The sequence below is a fragment of the Chroococcidiopsis sp. SAG 2025 genome (assembly GCF_032860985.1).
GTDB lineage: Bacteria > Cyanobacteriota > Cyanobacteriia > Cyanobacteriales > Chroococcidiopsidaceae > Chroococcidiopsis.
The window spans coordinates 6,445,947-6,463,398 of record NZ_JAOCNC010000001.1 but is presented as its reverse complement, the minus strand read 5'-3'; the positions used below and the strand labels follow the sequence as shown (position 1 = coordinate 6,463,398).

Here is a 17,452-nt window from a genome sequence, read left to right as displayed (position 1 = left end):
GTAAGAACCTGTTTCCCTGCAATACTTTGTAACCATATATAGCAATACACTCATGTATCGTATTTATTCATGTGTGTTATTTGGCTCGATCTCATTTGCTGGGGAAGGGGTAATGGTTGTCACAGTTGCAAAATACAAAAATTATTGTAAGGTAGTTAGGATATTTGGTATAGCGATTTGCGGGGCGATCGCTAGCTTTGAAACTCTTGCCTCAGCTCAGGTTGTACCAGATAATACCCTAGGAACCGAAGATTCTATTGTTACATCTCAACCTGTCGATCCTACGGTTGATGTAATTTCTGACGGAGCAACACGAGGCAATAATTTATTCCACAGTTTCGATCGATTTTCGGTTTTAACTGGACGCTCTGCTTACTTTAATAACGCCAATACTATTCAAAACATTATTAGTCGCGTCACTGGTGCGTCTGTCTCTCACATTGACGGATTGCTTAGAGCTAATGGCAGTGCTAATCTATTTCTTCTCAATCCCAATGGTATTGTTTTCGGTACAAATGCCAGACTGGATATAGGCGGTTCGTTTATTGGGACTTTAAAACTTTCTAAGCCCAAATATAGCCGAACTTAGCTCTGTGAGAGGCAAATACATCAACATGCTCATTAAGCCAGCGGACCAAACGAAACTCGACTGCGGTGCGGAATGCCTCCAATGCTTCGGCAAAGGTTTGTAAGGGTTTGGTTGCCCAACGTCTGCGGAATCCGCCGGTCAACTGATGCCAAAGGATGAAGGTGTAAGCGATGAACACTAAAACCCAATGACGCTTCATACTCAGAGCATCCCGAACTTGATACTCACTCAAACCCAACCAGCCCTTGGCTTCTCGATAGAAGACCTCCACCCAGTTGCGAGCAGAATATGTTTGAGCTACCCAAGCCGCACTGACTTGGTTGTCAGAGGCATTGGTGAGAAAGTAATCCACCTCCGTCGCTTGCTCGAAACTAGAGGCATTGAGTTGAATCGCCAGCCAGCGAGTGCCTTCGAGCTTCGGAACGTGAACTGGTAACAGCGCCACCCAAACTGTCCGGGGCTGCTCCAGATTGAGTTGCACAGGTGTGAACTGCTCCACTGCCAAGGTTTGAGCAATAGCTTCTAATCCCTGCTTACGAGCAGACTCATCACCTGATGTTTGAGCAGTAACTTGGCGGTTTTTGGCGATTGCTGCCACGTAAGTTAGGTTTCTCGACTCCAACTGCTTGAGAAAAGGCGTGTTATTACCGTAGCCTGCATCAATTACAGTCACACCCGGTCGATAACCGCGCTTCAAGCATTGGTCAACCAAGTCTAGAGCCAGGTCAGGTTTTTTCTGGAAGTTGGGGTCTGCCTTGCCTTGCTCGAATAAACTTGCGTGTTGATAGAGTGCAACATCTAACGGCAGACGTCGCACTCCATCATACAAGTAGGTAGTCAGCAGCACAATACCATTGTCAGTCTTGCCAATCTCCCCAATGTACTGCCGTCCTACCCCATCAGTAGCCGCACCACTTTTGCGATGTCCCGAATCATCTACAATCAATGTGAAACCTTGACTCGGGGTCGTCTGGCGACACTGGTGCATCACCTCCAACCGCCGATTATTTAGCTTGACTTCATCCCAAGGGGCATTGTTGAGAAAATGTCTGAGGCTGTTGTAGGAGCCATCTACTGTATTTGTGACCAGTTGGCTCAGGTTTTTGCGCTGACTCTCACCCAGCAGTCCCCCTAGATAAACACGAAATTCCTGCCGCTGCTTCTGACGCGAAAATACATCATCAAACCGACGACACCAGTTCTCAAAGCACTGCGGCATCGCTGCTGGTACTTGATCTTTCACCTTACGTTGCTCCTGTCGAGACTGACGTAAAACGCAACTCCTACCCGCATTCTAGCTCAATTTGCTCCATCTTTCTTACAAAGTCCCATTATCGCTAGTACGGCAAAAAGCTTGAAATTTGCAGATGGTACGACTTTTAGTGCTAGTGCGGAGCAAACCACGCCTTTGCTAACTGTCAGCATTCCGCTTGGTTTGCAGTTTGGTGACAGTGCCAAAAGTATTCACGTGCAAGGAAATGGTCAGGATGTAAGGACAGGAAGCGATAAGTCTAATGGTCGTGTTGTACTCGATGAGCCAACTGTTGGTTTGCGCGTGCAGCCATATAAAACTTTAGCTTTAGTCGGTGGTGATATAAATTTATCGGGAGGAACGCTCCATACACGAGGGGGACAGATTGAGTTAGCCAGTGTTGCTAGCCCTGGTCTAGTCAAATTAGACTTTACAGATCGAGGCTGGGCTTTCAGCTTTGAGGACATTTTAAGCTTTGGAGATATCCAACTATTGGGTGCATCTGTAGTCGATGCTAGTGGTGATGGTGGCGGTGATATCAAAGTTCAGGGCAGACGAGTCAGTTTAAGGGATGGTTCTGAAATTGAAGCTAGTACCATTGGTTCGAGAGCAGCGGGTACTTTGAATGTGATTGCCACTGAAGCGTTGGAGGCGATCGGAGTAGAGGCGAATGGCAGGTATCCCAGCGGCTTATTCGCCATATCACCAAGAGGAGGACCTACAGGCGATAGCGGCAAGATAAACGTGGAGACCAAGCGGTTAACCTTACTAAATGGAGCGCGGATAACTACCGATACACGTTCTTCAGGGTTAGGAGGCAACTTGAAGGTAAATGCCTTGGAATCGGTAGAAGTGATTGGAACATCATCAGTACGAAACCCAGCAGGCGATCTATGGCGAAGCTCTTTGCAAGTTCTATCTGCTTCCGATGCAACAGGTAATGCTGGCAATTTAACTATAGAAACTCAAAGATTGATTATCAGAGAAGGAGGAACCGTAGCTGCTGGTACTAGTGGTTCTAGACCAAGGATAGGACGGCAAGCTAGCTCGGGACAAGGGGGCAGTTTGACAGTGAGAGCAAAGGAATTTGTTGACGTGCGTGGTAGGGATAGTAAATTAACATCTGGGTCTGGAGGTGCTAGCACTGCTGGAAACTTGACGATCGAAACTGGAGAGTTGACTCTTCGAGATGAGGCTGAAGTAGGTGTGAGTGGTGGAGGAGCAGGGAACGCGGGCGACTTAATTATCAAGGCTCGCTCTATCCATTTAGATAATAAAGGCAAGATTGTAGCTGAAACGCGATCGGGTAATGGTGGTAATATTACCTTGCAAATTGCAGACTCGCTCTTACTACGGCGCAACAGTTCTATTTCTGCTACCGCAGGTACGGCACAAGCTGGAGGGGACGGGGGCAATATCAATATCGACACGACGTTCTTTGTGGCGCTGGAAAACAGCGAGATCGCTGCCAATGCTTTTGCTGGTCGTGGTGGTAATATCAAGATTAATGTTCGAGGACTGTTTATCTCTCCCGACAGCCGTATTAGTGCGACAAGCGATCGCGGTATTGATGGCGTAGTGGCAATAGACGATATAGATATCGATCCCAGTCAAGGATTAGTGACATTACCAGTAGAATTAGTCAATGCTTCTAATCAGATTGTGGCTGGTTGTGCAACTGGCGGCGAGAATCAATTTGTCGTCACCGGACGCGGCGGCTTACCACCTAACCCGAGAGAACGACTCAACGCTGAGACAGTCCTAACTGATTGGGCAACGCTGGAACCTGTAGCCGAAAACCGCTCCACTACCATACCCAGTCACGTTAGCGAAGCTGAACGAAGTTATCGCAGCGTCAATTCTGCCCCAACTGAAATTGTCGAAGCTACTCAATGGGCATTCAACGAAAAAAATGAAGTTATATTGATGGCTGTATCTACAAATACAATGCGATCGCCTGCATTAAACTGTAACGGAACTTATCCTGCCGCAGAAATACTTCTAAAATAGTTGAATAACCTTGCCTCTATTTTAGAAATCAAAGCTGTGACAGAACCAGGAAGTTACAAAGACACCGTAAACTTGCCCAAGACAAAATTTGACATGCGGGCAAACGCCACCAAGCGCGAGCCAGAGATCCAAAAGTTTTGGGCGGATAATCAAATTTACGATCGCCTGTCACAGCAAAATTCTGGCGAGATTTTCACTTTACACGACGGACCCCCCTACGCCAACGGTTCGTTACACATCGGTCATGCCCTGAATAAAATCCTCAAAGACATTATCAATCGCTATCAACTCCAACAAGGGCGTAAAGTTCGCTGCATTCATGGTTGGGACTGTCACGGATTGCCCATCGAACTCAAAGTCATCCAAAGCATGAAGCCACAGGAACGCGCCTCGCTCACACCTTTGGAACTGCGCCACAAAGCACGAGACTTTGCTCTCAAAGCAATGCAAGAACAATGCGCCAGTCTCAAACGTTGGGGTGTTGTCGGCGATTGGGAAAACTCCTATTTGACTCTCAAACCAAAATATGAAGCTGCCCAAATCGGCGTATTCGGGCAAATGGTTTTGAAAGGCTACATCTATCGTGGCTTCAAACCCGTTTACTGGAGTCCTAGCTCGAAAACCGCCCTAGCTGAAGCAGAATTAGAGTATCCCGAAGGACACACTTCTCGCAGTCTCTATGCGGCTTTCCCAATAACTCACATCGAGCCATCCGCTTTTCCCAAACTCAAATCCTTCCTCCCCCATCTCTGGGTAGCCATCTGGACGACAACCCCGTGGACAATTCCAGCCAACTTAGCAATTGCGGTTAATCCTGAATTAAATTATGCGGTGGTGGAAATGTCACGCAAAGACGCGGAGACGCAAAGCACCCTTAGCGCCTTAGCTACGGACACTTTCACGCGACATGCTTCAATGGGGGGAACCCCCACAACGCAGTCGCTCCTCAACGGGGGGAACCCCCGCACGGAAGTGTCCTCGCCTTTGCGTGACCAAAATCCACAATACCTCATTGTTGCGGCGGATTTAGTGGAGAGATTATCTGCAACACTTGGCGCTCAACTAACTGTCAAAACCACACTTAAAGGCTACGAACTAGAACACTGCAAGTATCGCCATCCATTGTGCGATCGCGAAAGTCCGATTGTTATTGGTGGCGATTACGTGACGACAGAATCCGGTACGGGACTCGTCCACACTGCACCAGGACACGGACAAGAAGACTATCAAGTGGGGATGCGCTATAATTTGCCGATCCTCTCTCCCGTCGATGCTGATGGTAACTTTACCGCAGAAGCGGGACAATTTGCCAAGCTCAACGTATTAGGGGAAGGTAACGCCGCAGTCGTTCAAGCTTTAGAACAAGCTGGTTCGTTGCTGAAGGAAGAACCGTACGTCCACAAGTATCCCTACGATTGGCGGACGAAAAAACCCGTAATTTTGCGGGCAACCGAGCAATGGTTTGCGTCGGTAGAAGGATTTCGAGATGCAGCTCTGCAAGAAATCGCCCATGTCCGGTGGATTCCCACTCAAGGAGAAAACCGCATCACCGCAATGGTAGCCGAGCGTTCTGACTGGTGTATCTCCCGCCAGCGCAGTTGGGGCGTACCAATTCCTGTCTTCTACGATGAAGAAACTGGAGAACCGCTACTGAATGAAGAGACGATCGCTCGCGTCCAAAATATCTTTGCCGAAAAAGGCTCGGATGCTTGGTGGGAAATGTCGGTAGAAGAGTTGCTCCCAGAAAAGTATCGCGATAACGGGCGAAAATACCGTAAAGGTATGGATACGATGGATGTTTGGTTTGATTCTGGTTCCTCTTGGGCGGCTGTCCTTCAACAGCGGCAAGAATTATCTTATCCAGCCGATCTTTACCTGGAAGGATCGGATCAGCATCGCGGTTGGTTCCAGTCTAGTTTGCTCACGAGCGTTGCGACCAACGGTCACGCACCTTACAAAACTGTTTTGACTCACGGCTATACCGTAGACGAACAGGGGCGCAAGATGAGCAAGTCTTTGGGCAATGGAGTCGATCCGGCGGTAGTTATTGACGGAGGTAAGAATCAAAAAGAAGAACCACCCTACGGTGCAGATGTGTTGCGGTTGTGGGTGTCTTCGGTAGATTATTCCGCCGACGTGCCGATCAGTAAAAATATCTTAAAGCAGCTAGCAGATGCGAGAAATAAAATTCGCAACACGGCTCGTTTCTTACTAGGAAATCTGCACGATTTCGATCCCAGTCGGGATGCAGTCCCGTACGAGCAGTTACCAGACCTAGATCGCTACATGCTGCACCGGATGACGGAAGTATTTACTGAGGTAACTCAAGCTTTTGATAAATATCAATTCTTCCGTTTTTTTCAAACCGTGCAGAATTTCTGCGTTGTCGATTTATCTAGTTTCTATTTAGATATTGCTAAGGATCGGTTGTATATCAGTGCCGCTAATTCGTTTCGCCGTCGCAGCTGTCAAACAGTGTTGCAGATTGCCCTAGAAAACTTAGCCAAAGCAATCGCCCCTGTATTGTGTCACATGGCAGAGGATATCTGGCAATATCTCCCCTACCCCAAATCGCATGAATCTGTATTTGAATCTGGCTGGGTGAAGTTAGAGGACAAATGGGACAATCCACAATTGGCAGAATCTTGGGTTCAGTTGCGCCAACTCCGCACCGAAGTGAATAAGGTGTTAGAACAAGCACGTACCGAAAAGGCGATCGGTTCTTCTCTCGAAGCAAAGGTACTGTTATATGTTGCCGATGCTAATTTGCGACAACGCCTGCAATTTTTAAACCCCAGTACGGACGCACAGCCATCTACTCATTCCAACGGTGTTGATGAGTTACGCTATTTATTCATCACTTCTGGGGTAGAATTGATTGATACTCCCGCAACCCTAACAGAATTGAAATATAATTTCCAATCTGATGCTTTGGGAATTGGAGTCGCTAAGGCTGACGGAAAAAAATGCGATCGCTGTTGGAATTATTCCGTGCATGTAGGTGAATCTACAGAACACCCCCTCCTATGCGAGCGCTGTATCCCCGCTCTCGCTGGAGAATTTTAATTTTCATTTGTTAGCAATCGTTAGTTATTTGCTTAGTTATTTGCAAACTACCAGTGACTAGCGATCGCTACACCATCAAATCTCATGAACCTTGAGATTTTACTAAGTAACACAACAGTATTTGCTTTAAAGCTAGCAAAGTAAATACTGGGATAGTTTGACCATATCGACGTGATAATCTCAGTGGTTCTTGCAGCCACCGATACAACCACTCGCCACCACCAAAACGCAACCAATGGGGCGCTCTTTTTCGATCTCCTGCATAAACAGGAAATGCTCCCCCCAATCCGATCGTTACTGCTCGGATCTTACCTTGATGTTGCTGCATCCAATATTCCTGTTTCGGGCAACCTAAAGCTACCAAAACGATCCCAGCACCACTGTGATGAATTCTTTCAATCAAAGCTTCATCTTCTGGGCGCGTGAGCGGACGAAACGGCAAAGGCTCCATACCAGCAATTTTTAAGTTAGGGAAATCGCACATCAAGCGCTCTCTCATTTTCTCTAAAACTGGTGTTTCAGAACCCAAGAAAAATATGCTCACGTTCTTCAAAGGAGCGAGTTTACATAAAGATAAAAGAATATCTATTCCTGCAACACGATTTTGGGTACGCGCTCCCAACAACTTCAACATCCAGACTAAAGGCATTCCATCAGGAGTCACAAGGTCTGCATCCTTCAAAACCGTGGCAAACTCTGGATGCCAGTAAGCTTCTACTAGCATATGAGTGTTAGCCACACAAACAAATTTACTAACTTTACTCGTTGCCCACTCTAAGATTAAGTTGATTTGAGATTCAAACGGTAAAGCACTAACAGGTGAATCGATCACGTCAAGTTTTTTATAAACTTTTAATACTCTAAATTCTAAATCTAGAGTCTCAAAGGATTGATTTTGAATTTGATGTTGTTCGCTAAATAAATCTCTATTATTTAGCGTAGATTGTTGTGTATTTTTCATTCTTTCTCTATCGCCAGCAATGTGGAACCTCAGTTAACAATCCTGGCTGTGCGTAATGTATAAAGCCATCTCCGCACGCACAAAAAATAGTCGAAATCGGCTGTTAATCTCTGACATAGTTGGCAGAAGCAGGTTGAATGCCTCTCGCAAACTGATAGTATCTTACCGATTCATTGAAAATTTGTTCGATCTATTACTCAGCCGAAACTTTAGCAGAATTGCTTTAATTTAAATAATCAAAGTCTTTTACAACTTATACTTATTAAAGTATCACTAAAGCTCTCAATTTTTACTCTTTCATAGCTTAATTTAACTGTTTCTTAAGAAAATCAAATTAGATCTAAGCTTGCCATTTATTCTGATTATTTTGCAAGCGTAACTTATGACGCTTACAAAGAAAAGATTGGCGAGTCCAATCTAAATACAATAATTTAAGTTTCAGGCGCGATCGAGTGCAAACAAGCGAGGGCTATACTTACGCTTTGATAGAAAGCTGAGTTTATTAGGCTGTCTTTGAATACCACTAGCAACTGCACCTAAAACTGGTGTGGCAGAGAAATTTAATTGCTCCAATGCCTTGACTAAAGCGGAACAGTTTGTTTTACCCATACTTACAGTCAAAATACTAGCATCCACATGCCGAGCTAGAAGATTTGCATCAGCAAAACCAATCAAGTGAGATGTATCGTATATGACTAAATCGAAAGCTTGTTGCAGTTGCTCTGCCAAGCTTTGCATTTGGGGCGATGACAGCAGGATCGATGGATTGGGGGGAATTGAACCAGCAGTTAGGATAAACAAGTTATCTTTAGATATTTCTCTCCCCTGTGCGGTAGCCTCTTGAAAAGCTCCATTATCTTCAGCTTCCTCAGAGTCATTACGCACCTGCTGGATTGCATACTGAAAGTTTAAACCTTCGGCGATCGCATTGCTCAGTCCTTGCGAGTTGGATAAGTTTAACATTTTATGAATGGCAGGAGTACGTAGATTTGCGTCTACCAATAAAACTCTTTTACCCATTGCTGCTGCTGTCTGGGCTAAATACAATCCAATTGTCGATTTACCATCTTCGGGAGCGGCTGAGACGATCGCTAGAGAACGAATCGTCCCATTAATATCGAGAAAAGAAACGTTCGTGTAAAGAGATCGGAAAGCCTCCCAGAACTCAGATACCTCAGTTTTTTGACCCAGTTTGCCATTTCGCTCGAACTTTACGCTAGGAATTTCACCTAAAATTAATAATTTAGTTTTATCTTTAATTTCTTCTGAGTTGTAAAAACGTTATTGAGTTTATCTACAAGCAGAGCAACTCCAAAACTGACTAATAAACCTAAAGCTGTCTTTTATCTGCGAGGGTGTGGTTATAGAAGACGAAGTATTTATCGGTCATGGAGTTATGTTCACCAACGACCTTTACCCTCGTGCCACCAACGAAGATAGCAGCCTGCAAACTGAAGCTGACTGGTCTGTCATTGAGACCAGAGTAAAGCGTCGTGCTTCTATTGGCAGCAATGCCACTATCCTGCCAGGAGTCACAATTGGAGAAAATGCCATAGTTGGCGCTGGAGCAGTCGTGACTCGCGATGTTCCCGATCGCGCAACTGTAGTGGGAGTCCCCGCTCGGGTAGTCGGCAACTTTGCCGATGGACGCGAATTAATGAATAACGGCTCAAAAGCGAGTATTTGAAATGACCGAACAATTCAATCCAGATGAATTTCTTATAGCTCAAGCTCAGACTGAGCAGACATTATTTACAACACAAGCACCTAATATTCAAAATCTTAGCGACGGAGTTCCTTACGAACTAGGGATGAAATTCCGCAGTGCGAGAGCCGGTCAGATAACTGCAATTCGATTTTGGAAAGCTGCAAGCGAGACTGGTAACCATACTGGCAAAATCTGGGCAGCAAGTGGTGGCACTCCATTGGCAACTGTTAACTTCTCAAATGAGACAGCGTCAGGATGGCAGCAGCAAGTTCTTAGCACACCGCTGAACATTCAAGCCAATACAACTTATGTGGTGTCTGTCAACATCAACAGCTTCTATGCTGCTTATGACGATGAATTGGCAAGCTCAATTGTCAACGGCGACCTTAGCTCGGTCGCTGACGGCAATAACGGAGTTTACAACGTAAGTCCAAGCGCTTTTCCCAGCAGTTCTTATCGCAACACCAACTATTACCGCGATGTAGTCTTCTCCGCTACCCCCGTTTCCACAATTTCCAAAGTCAGTGGTGATAATCAGAGTGGCGGAGTAGGGACAACCCTAGCTAACCCATTAGTCGTTCAAGTTAAAAACCCTGCTGGCAGCCCTCAATCAGGGGTGACTGTCAATTTTGCCGTGAGTGGTGGGGGTGGTTCCGTTTCACCTACCAGCGCCGTCACCAATGCCAACGGACAAGCAAGTACAACATTGACTTTAGGAACGACGGGTGGCGCAGCAAATACAGTCACCGCAACAGCCGATAATATAGGCAGCGTGACTTTTACTGCTTTTACCACCAGAGCCAATCCTACCAACCCCAACCCCATCTACATAGAAAACCAAAAGCCAGGTAATCCCGACTGGAGAATCCCCAACTCTAACTACGACACAAATGGTGAGATTTATGGCTATGCCGGGGCGACCAGCGTCAATAAGGGCGGATCGTTGCCAATTAAGGTTTCTCTAGGATACAGCGCACAGTTCACTATTGACGTGTATCGCTTAGGTTACTACGAAGGCGCGGGAGCGCGATTAGTCGCTAGTAGCGGTGCGCTGAATGGAACTACGCAGCCTGCTTGTACCTTCGACAGTACGACCCGCCTGATCGAGTGTAACTGGGCAACTTCTTATACGCTGGCAGTAGGTAATGATTGGACGAGCGGTTTGTATTTTGCGAAGCTGACCAACTTAGCAACTGGTAAACAGTCACAGATATGGTTCGTTGTCCGCGATGACAGCAGTACTTCTGACATCTTATTCCAGAGTAGCTTTACCACTTATTTAGCTTATAGCACTTTTGGTGGTTACAGTTTATATACATATAACAGTATTGGCGGTCAAAAAGCGCTTAAGGTTTCTTACGATCGCCCGTTTTCAGCCGCTAGTATCCGTCCCGAAGAAATGCACTCGATATTACGCTGGGAGCGTCATATGGTGCGATGGTTAGAATCTCAGGGCTATAACGTCTCTTACGTCACGAACATGGACGTTCATGAAAACCCACAGCTATTGCGACAGCACAAAATATTTTTATCCGTCGGTCATGACGAATATTGGTCGCTGGAAGAGAGAAATGCTGTCGAACAAGCCAGGGACGCGGGAGTTAATTTAGCTTTCTTCTCAGCTAACACTTGCTATTGGCGAGTTCGGTTTGAAAATAGCCCCACTGGGGGAAACAACCGCATCATGGCGTGCTATAAGGATGTGACAGATCCCGTCGCACCTACGAACAAGTTCCGCAGCCAACAAAACAATCGACCTGAAAACGCTTTGATCGGTGTCATGTATACAGGCGACAATGGAGGGTTGTATTGGACTTACGATTACAATAACCCTTACTACGGCGGGTATGATTTTGTTGTCACCAATAGTAGCGACCCTTACTACGCCAACACCAACTTGAACAATGGAGACAAGCTAGGTGGGTTAGTAGGTTATGAATGGGATGCAGCGATTAATAATGGTGCTGCCCCCAGCAATCTTGTTGTTTTGAGCGAATCAGCAGTTAATCCCAACGGTTCCTTTGATTCCGATCTTCCGCCTGGAACTAATATCAATATTTCCAACGCAGCCCGTTACACTGCTGCCACTGGCGCTAAGGTATTTGCGACTGGATCGGTTCATTGGATGTTCGGGTTGGATACTGATGGCGCTCGGGTCAACCGCGAAGATATACGCGCTAAGCAAATTGCTGTCAACGTACTAGCAGACATGGGGGCTAAGCCTCAGTCTCCAGATGTCAACATAATTGTGCCTTGAGAATAACTTCGTATGAACTTGAGATTAAAACGCCGCCGATTCGGTCAGCTAGCGATCGCTAGTGCCGCTACAACCGTACTCTCCAATTTAGCAGCCAAAAAAACAGTTGCCCAAACACAACTCGTCATTTACGGCGTGCGCTTAACCCCTGCTAGTAGCAGCATCACAGAAGACTTAGTTGATGAGAAAGCAGCAAATAAAACCCCAGGAATGATTTTGCAATCCTTAGACCTTACCACAGGTCAAGAATTGTTATCTACTGAAATTGCCGAACAAGCCGTTCAAAATCAACAGGACGCGACTGAAACTGCAAGTAAAGCTTTTATCATCAAAAAGCAGAGCGAACGAATCACTGGTTTTACTGCCTTATCAGATGGGACATTTGTTGTTGCGGCTCTAGCATCAACTCGCAAGGGCGATTTAAATCGCTTCATCGTCTTCAGTCCAGATAGTAAAAAGTCGGCAACAAAAGGCTTAAAAGCCAAAAAAATCAAAAAGAACAATACAATTGAGAGCCTGCTCGCCATCCAACAAGACCAACTTTTAGGTATCGTTAGCCTTACCCAAGGTCAACCGCCTTTCGAGCTAGCATTAATTGACTCAAAATCAGGTCAAGTCGATTCTCGATCCGATCTACCAAATTTACCTCCATTCAATCGGTACAGCAATCTCGCCCAATCCTCTGATGGCAACATTTACGGTACTAGTATCGATCCTGGTGGCAACCCAATTCTGGTGCAGTTCGATCTGATAAATAAGTCTCCAATCACTGGTAGAGGAAGAGTTATCAATTTAGTAGAACTGAGGTTTAACGGTCGTCCTTTGTCAAATGACTTGGCATGTCTTGCCTTTTCTCCCGCCAATCAACTATTTGCACTTGCCGATCCCAATCTAGAAGGCAGTAATTCTTTATTCTCTGTCGATCCGCAAACCGGACAAATGCAATTTCTCCGAAAATTTGCCGTTGACAAAATTGCTTTTAGTAAGGTCTAGAAACTATTAGCTAACTGCTCGATCGCTGCCGTTGTTTCTCTAGCAATTGAAGTTGTGTAAATTTACTTCTACTGGTCTACTCCTATGACAAATACTCGCGATCGCTTGACACAAAATGTCGATTTCAGTACTTATCCCGAGCAGGGAAATATTTGTACAGACAAGCAAAATTCGGCAATTCATACAATTAATATTGGTGTCATAGGCTATGGCTATTGGGGTCCCAATTTAGTCCGTACCTTTGCCGATCTCCCAGGAGCAAAGGTCGTAGCTGTGAGCGATTTTAAAATAGAAAGGCTGGCTAAAGTGCAATCGCGTTACCCAGCCGTGAAAGTAACGACAGATAGCCAAGACTTATTTGCAGATCCAAATATCGATGCGATCGCGATCGCGACCCCAGTTTCGACTCATTACGACTTAGCCTTAGCAGCTTTGCAGGCTGGCAAACACGTACTCGTCGAAAAACCAATGACTGTTAGCTCCGAACAAGCCATCAGACTGATTGAGGAGGCTCAACGGCGGAATTTGGTACTGATGGTAGATCACACCTTTGTTTACACGGGTGCAGTCCGTAAGATGCAGGAACTCGTTGCCAGTAAAGCAATAGGCGACGTTTATTACTACGATTCTGTCCGGGTCAACTTGGGGCTATTCCAGCACGATGTAAATGTGATTTGGGATTTGGCAGTCCACGACCTCTCGATTATGGACTACGTGTTGCAAGCTAAGCCAACCGCTGTCTCGGCGACAGGGATGAGTCACATTCCTGGCGAACCAGAAAACATTGCCTACCTAACATTATTTTTCGATAACAGCGCGATCGCCCACATCCACGTGAATTGGCTAGCGCCAGTTAAAGTTCGTCGTACCCTGCTTGGGGGCAGTCAAAAAATGATCTGTTATGACGACTTGGAGCCAAGTGAAAAGATTAAGGTATACGACAAAGGAATTACAGTCAATGGCAGCCCTGAGAACGTTTACCAAATGTTAGTTGGCTATCGCACCGGAGATATGTGGTCGCCAAAGTTAGATATGACTGAAGCGTTGCAAACCGAGGCATTACACTTTGTTGATTGCATCCAGCAAGGCAAACGTCCAATTACCGATGGGGAAGCAGGACTGCGGGTCGTCAGAATTCTAGAGGCTGCTACCCAGTCCATCAAGCAGCAAGGTCAATTAGTTGAACTAAGCGGAGTGGAGGTAGCAGTATGATCCCATTTGTAGACCTAAAAGCGCAGTACTTGAGCATTAAAGACGAAATTGATGCTGCTGTTTTTAAAGCTTTAGATTCCACTACGGTTCAGTTAAGGCTCAAAGTGTTGTAAATTAAGCATTGTTCCCAAGAATGGAAAGTGAGTGTAGTGCATCTGAAGGATTTCTCATTGTTGTCTCCTACGATACAAAGTAGTGATGTGTTCAAAGCGATAGAGGCAGCCATCCCATCCACGGAGATCGAGCAAGCGATCGCTAAAACTAAAGTTTGTGAACAACGTAAACGCTCGTTACCAGCACAATTGGTAATTTGTTTGGTAATTGCGATGAGTCTGTGGTCACGAGATTCGATGAGAGATGTGCTGAAAAACTTAATTGATGGGCTGAGCGAAGCATGGGTGAAAGTGGGGAAATACTGGCGAGTTTTTTGTAAATCAGCAATAACGCAAGCCCGACAACGATTAAGTCCAAGGGTGATGAGTCAATTGTTCCATCAACTGGTGCGACCAATGGCTAGCACCGATACCAAAGGAGCATTTCTCAATGGATTGCGAATTGTGGTAATTGATCGGACTTGCTTCGATCTGCCAGACAGCGATGAAAATGCGAGAGTTTTTGGTCGTCCGAGCAGCCGTCCTGGCACACAAGCCGCATTTCCCAAACTGCGATTAGTCATTTTGGTAGAAGCAGGAACACATTTAATCTTTGATGCATTGATGTGTCCATATCGAATAGGAGAACGAGTGCGGGCATTAAGATTATTACGCTCCGTGAGTTCAGGGATGTTGTTGATGTGGGACAGAGGGTTACATTCTTATGCAATGGTGCAAGCAACTGTCACAACTGGTAGCGATTATTTAGGAAGAATTCCCGCAAATGTCAAGTTTTTGTGCGAAGAACCACTGGCGGATGGTTCTTATCTGAGTTGGATTTATCCACCTGCTAAATTCCGCTCAAAAGCTTGCCAGCCCATACAAGTCCGAGTGATTGAATACACAATTGGTAATACCGACAACCCAGAGGAACAACTAAGATATCGCTTAATTACCAGCTTATTGGAATTGGAGAAATTTCCGGCTCAACTACTGGCGATTGAATATCATCAACGCTGGGAAGTAGAAAATACTATTGATGAACTCAAAGTACATTTATCAGGACGAAAAACTCATATTCGCTCTCAAAAACCGCGTGAAGTTGTGCAGGAAGTTTACGGGTGGTTGTTAGGACACTGGGCTGTGCGGTTATTGATGTTTCAAGCTGCAAAGAGCGCGGGTATCACTCCTTTGCGTCTGAGTTTCACTGGGACATTGCGAGTTATTCGTCGTGCTATCCCGAAATTTCAACGCTTGCAATCACAAGAACTCCCCTTTTTTTAAGTTGGTTAACTGTAGAGATTTTAGACACTCTGTTACCTGAACGAGTTTCTCGTACCAATCCCAGAGTTGTAAAAAAACCTGTATCCAAGTTTCGCTCAAAAAAGCCAAGACATCGAGCCACCCCCTCCCGAACCAATCCTCCTATTTTCTTTATCCTCAGCACAGCGTAGCCTTAAATGAACCGTATTGCTTTAGAAAGTACGCAATTTGTGCTAGGGAGTGAGGTCGTCGCTCTCGAAGAAGAATTCGCTCATTACTGTAATGCCGATTATGGCATTGCTGTCAATACAGGTACTAGCGCCCTCCACCTGGCACTCCTAGCCGCTGGAATTGGTACGGGTGACGAAGTGATTACCGTTCCTTTTACTTTCGTCGCCACCACGGCAGCAATTTGTTACACCGGAGCTAAACCTGTCTTCGTCGATATCGATCCCGTGTCATACACGATGGACGTAACCCAGATTGAAGCAGCGATTAGCGAGCGCACCAAAGCAATTCTACCAGTGCATCTGTACGGACAACCAGCCGACATGGAACCGATTTTAGAAATCGCTCGCCGTCACGGTCTGGTGGTGATTGAAGATGCGGCACAAGCACACAGAGCCGAGTACAAAGGGCAGCGAGTTGGTAGCCTTGGCGACATTGGTTGTTTCAGCTTTTATCCTGGGAAGAACTTAGGGGCGTGTGGTGAAGGTGGTATGGTCGTCACCAACAATCCCGAGTACGAGCGCAAAATGCGGATGCTGCGCGATTGGGGGCAAGAACGCAAGTATCACCACGTCTTTAAGGGATACAATTACCGGATGGATGGCATCCAGGGAGCCATCTTGCGGGTGAAGTTACGCCACTTAGACAAATGGACAGAGGCAAGAAGAACACACGCCGCTCAGTATGATAAGTTACTGGCAAGTTCGGAGGTGTCTACTCCTGCTGTCATGCCATACAGTTATCACGTTTACCACGTCTATGCCGTGCGATCGCCCCAACGAGATTGGTTGCAACAGATACTACACAAGCAGGGGATTCAAACAGGCATTCACTACCCCATTCCCGTACACCTACAACCAGCTTACGCCGAATTAGGATATCAGTCGGGAGATTTTCCCCACACCGAACGAGCAGCGAGGGAAGTCCTGTCTTTACCCATGTACGCCGAACTTTCTCTCAACCAATTAGAAGTTGTAAGTGCTGTAGTACGCGAGAATCTTCCATGTATGAATTGGCAAAAAGTAGGGTAGTCGCAGCTACACACGGCTCCCAAGAGCTGAAACCAGACCCAGAGTTTGAAATGGGGATGGCAAAACATTTGCGCCATCAGTACAGCAATGACCAATTACTCGAATTGTACAATCGCTTCACGATTGGCGAGGGTGATTTTGACTTGTTAATGCGGCGAATTATTTGGCGTACAATGGCACGTCAATTCGGTCATGGCGTTCGGATTGGTAGTGGTGTTGGCTTCAAACATTTAGAAACATTTGAGATTGGCGATCGCGTTTTCATTGGTTCGCAGAGCTACATTCAAGGACGCTTTGATGGCAGGTGCGCGATCGGTAACTACGTTTGGATCGGTCCGCAGAGTTACTTTGATGCGCGTGACTTGATAATTGAGGATTATGTAGGATGGGGACCAGGAGCAAAAGTGCTTGGTTCAACTCATACCGCATTCCCAATTGATGTTCCGATTATTCAAACAGACCTGGAAATTAAATCGGTAAAAGTAGAATCAGGAGCTGATATAGGGATGAATGCCGTCATTCTTCCTGGGGTAACGATTGGTAAAGGTAGTATTGTTGGTGCTGGAGCCGTTGTCACCAAAGACGTACCACCATTTGCCGTCGTTGCTGGCGTTCCTGCTCGGTTTCTACGCTGGCGAGAAGGATATGAACCATCACAGAGCAATTAAAATATGCAAAATCAACGTGTATTAATTACAGGTGGTGCTGGGTTAGTTGGCTCCCACATTGCCGATTTGTTAGTGGGACTTTGTAAGAAAGATGGAGCAAATTGAGCTAGAATGCGGGTAGG

12 protein-coding genes and 2 pseudogenes are annotated in these 17,452 nt (G+C 46.0%); 11 read left to right on the top strand and 3 right to left on the bottom strand.

Annotated features, from left to right (window positions below):
• Positions 1-112 precede the first annotated feature (112 nt).
• Positions 113-589, top strand: a complete 477-nt coding sequence (locus N4J56_RS31460; RefSeq protein WP_317110294.1) for a filamentous hemagglutinin N-terminal domain-containing protein — start codon at positions 113-115, stop codon at positions 587-589.
• Here N4J56_RS31460 and N4J56_RS31455 read toward each other — a convergent pair.
• A complete protein-coding gene (locus N4J56_RS31455; protein ID WP_317104593.1) occupies positions 564-1,832 on the bottom strand; it encodes an IS701 family transposase in 1,269 nt (422 codons plus the stop codon). The genes N4J56_RS31460 and N4J56_RS31455 overlap by 26 nt on opposite strands.
• Positions 1,833-1,880: 48 nt before the next feature.
• Here N4J56_RS31455 and N4J56_RS31450 point away from each other — a divergent pair, with 48 nt between their 5' ends.
• Both N4J56_RS31450 and ileS read left to right on the top strand, forming a co-directional pair.
• On the top strand, positions 1,881-3,851 hold the full coding sequence (locus N4J56_RS31450) for an S-layer family protein (protein WP_317110738.1): 1,971 nt from the start codon (positions 1,881-1,883) through the stop codon (positions 3,849-3,851).
• A gap of 36 nt (positions 3,852-3,887) precedes the next feature.
• Entirely contained in the window at positions 3,888-6,917 is a 3,030-nt protein-coding gene (ileS, locus tag N4J56_RS31445; protein ID WP_410500651.1) for an isoleucine--tRNA ligase, read from the top strand.
• Positions 6,918-6,999: 82 nt separating this feature from the next.
• On the opposite strand, the gene N4J56_RS31440 is transcribed toward ileS, so the two are convergent.
• Together N4J56_RS31440 and N4J56_RS31435 are read right to left on the bottom strand one after the other, a co-directional pair.
• The gene (locus N4J56_RS31440) at positions 7,000-7,878 is read right to left on the bottom strand and encodes a WecB/TagA/CpsF family glycosyltransferase (RefSeq protein WP_317110291.1); all 879 of its coding nucleotides are present in this window, start codon (positions 7,876-7,878) and stop codon (positions 7,000-7,002) included.
• A 438-nt stretch (positions 7,879-8,316) separates the two neighbouring features.
• Entirely contained in the window at positions 8,317-8,841 is a 525-nt protein-coding gene (locus N4J56_RS31435) for a tyrosine-protein kinase family protein (protein WP_410500388.1), read from the bottom strand.
• A gap of 7 nt (positions 8,842-8,848) precedes the next feature.
• Between N4J56_RS31435 and N4J56_RS31430 the strand changes: the two genes are divergently transcribed.
• The 8 genes and pseudogenes from N4J56_RS31430 to N4J56_RS31395 all read left to right on the top strand — a co-directional run bounded on the left by N4J56_RS31430 (position 8,849) and on the right by N4J56_RS31395 (position 17,330).
• Entirely contained in the window at positions 8,849-9,019 is a 171-nt protein-coding gene (locus N4J56_RS31430) for a hypothetical protein (protein ID WP_317110742.1), read from the top strand.
• Between the two features lie 198 nt (positions 9,020-9,217).
• A pseudogene (locus tag N4J56_RS31425) lies at positions 9,218-9,565 on the top strand (acyltransferase); the annotation flags it as partial.
• A 55-nt stretch (positions 9,566-9,620) separates the two neighbouring features.
• A pseudogene (locus N4J56_RS31420) lies at positions 9,621-11,843 on the top strand (N,N-dimethylformamidase beta subunit family domain-containing protein); the annotation flags it as partial.
• A 12-nt stretch (positions 11,844-11,855) separates the two neighbouring features.
• Positions 11,856-12,836: a hypothetical protein gene (locus tag N4J56_RS31415; RefSeq protein WP_317110287.1), complete on the top strand. Its 981-nt coding sequence runs from the start codon at positions 11,856-11,858 to the stop codon at positions 12,834-12,836.
• 84 nt (positions 12,837-12,920) lie between these two features.
• Positions 12,921-14,048: a Gfo/Idh/MocA family oxidoreductase gene (locus tag N4J56_RS31410; protein ID WP_317110286.1), complete on the top strand. Its 1,128-nt coding sequence runs from the start codon at positions 12,921-12,923 to the stop codon at positions 14,046-14,048.
• Positions 14,049-14,287: 239 nt separating this feature from the next.
• Positions 14,288-15,424, top strand: a complete 1,137-nt coding sequence (locus N4J56_RS31405) for an IS4 family transposase (RefSeq protein ID WP_410500401.1) — start codon at positions 14,288-14,290, stop codon at positions 15,422-15,424.
• 176 nt (positions 15,425-15,600) lie between these two features.
• Positions 15,601-16,662, top strand: coding sequence for a DegT/DnrJ/EryC1/StrS family aminotransferase (locus N4J56_RS31400; RefSeq protein WP_317110285.1), 1,062 nt, complete (start codon positions 15,601-15,603; stop codon positions 16,660-16,662).
• Positions 16,635-17,330 carry an acyltransferase gene (locus tag N4J56_RS31395; RefSeq protein ID WP_317110283.1) on the top strand — a complete coding sequence of 232 codons (696 nt, stop codon included), beginning with the start codon at positions 16,635-16,637 and terminating at the stop codon, positions 17,328-17,330. Before N4J56_RS31400 ends, N4J56_RS31395 begins: the two co-directional genes overlap by 28 nt.
• Positions 17,331-17,452 lie beyond the last annotated feature (122 nt).

Bases quoted from the DNA above. Each gene is read 5' to 3' on its own strand.
- N4J56_RS31435 (WP_410500388.1), bottom strand. From the start codon at position 8,841: ATGTTAAACTTATCCAACTCGCAAGGACTGAGCAATGCGATCGCCGAA.
- N4J56_RS31440 (WP_317110291.1), bottom strand. From the start codon at position 7,878: ATGAAAAATACACAACAATCTACGCTAAATAATAGAGATTTATTTAGC.
- N4J56_RS31410 (WP_317110286.1), top strand. From the start codon at position 12,921: ATGACAAATACTCGCGATCGCTTGACACAAAATGTCGATTTCAGTACT.
- N4J56_RS31430 (WP_317110742.1), top strand. From the start codon at position 8,849: ATGGCAGGAGTACGTAGATTTGCGTCTACCAATAAAACTCTTTTACCC.
- N4J56_RS31415 (WP_317110287.1), top strand. From the start codon at position 11,856: ATGAACTTGAGATTAAAACGCCGCCGATTCGGTCAGCTAGCGATCGCT.
- N4J56_RS31395 (WP_317110283.1), top strand. From the start codon at position 16,635: ATGTATGAATTGGCAAAAAGTAGGGTAGTCGCAGCTACACACGGCTCC.
- N4J56_RS31400 (WP_317110285.1), top strand. From the start codon at position 15,601: ATGAACCGTATTGCTTTAGAAAGTACGCAATTTGTGCTAGGGAGTGAG.
- N4J56_RS31460 (WP_317110294.1), top strand. From the start codon at position 113: ATGGTTGTCACAGTTGCAAAATACAAAAATTATTGTAAGGTAGTTAGG.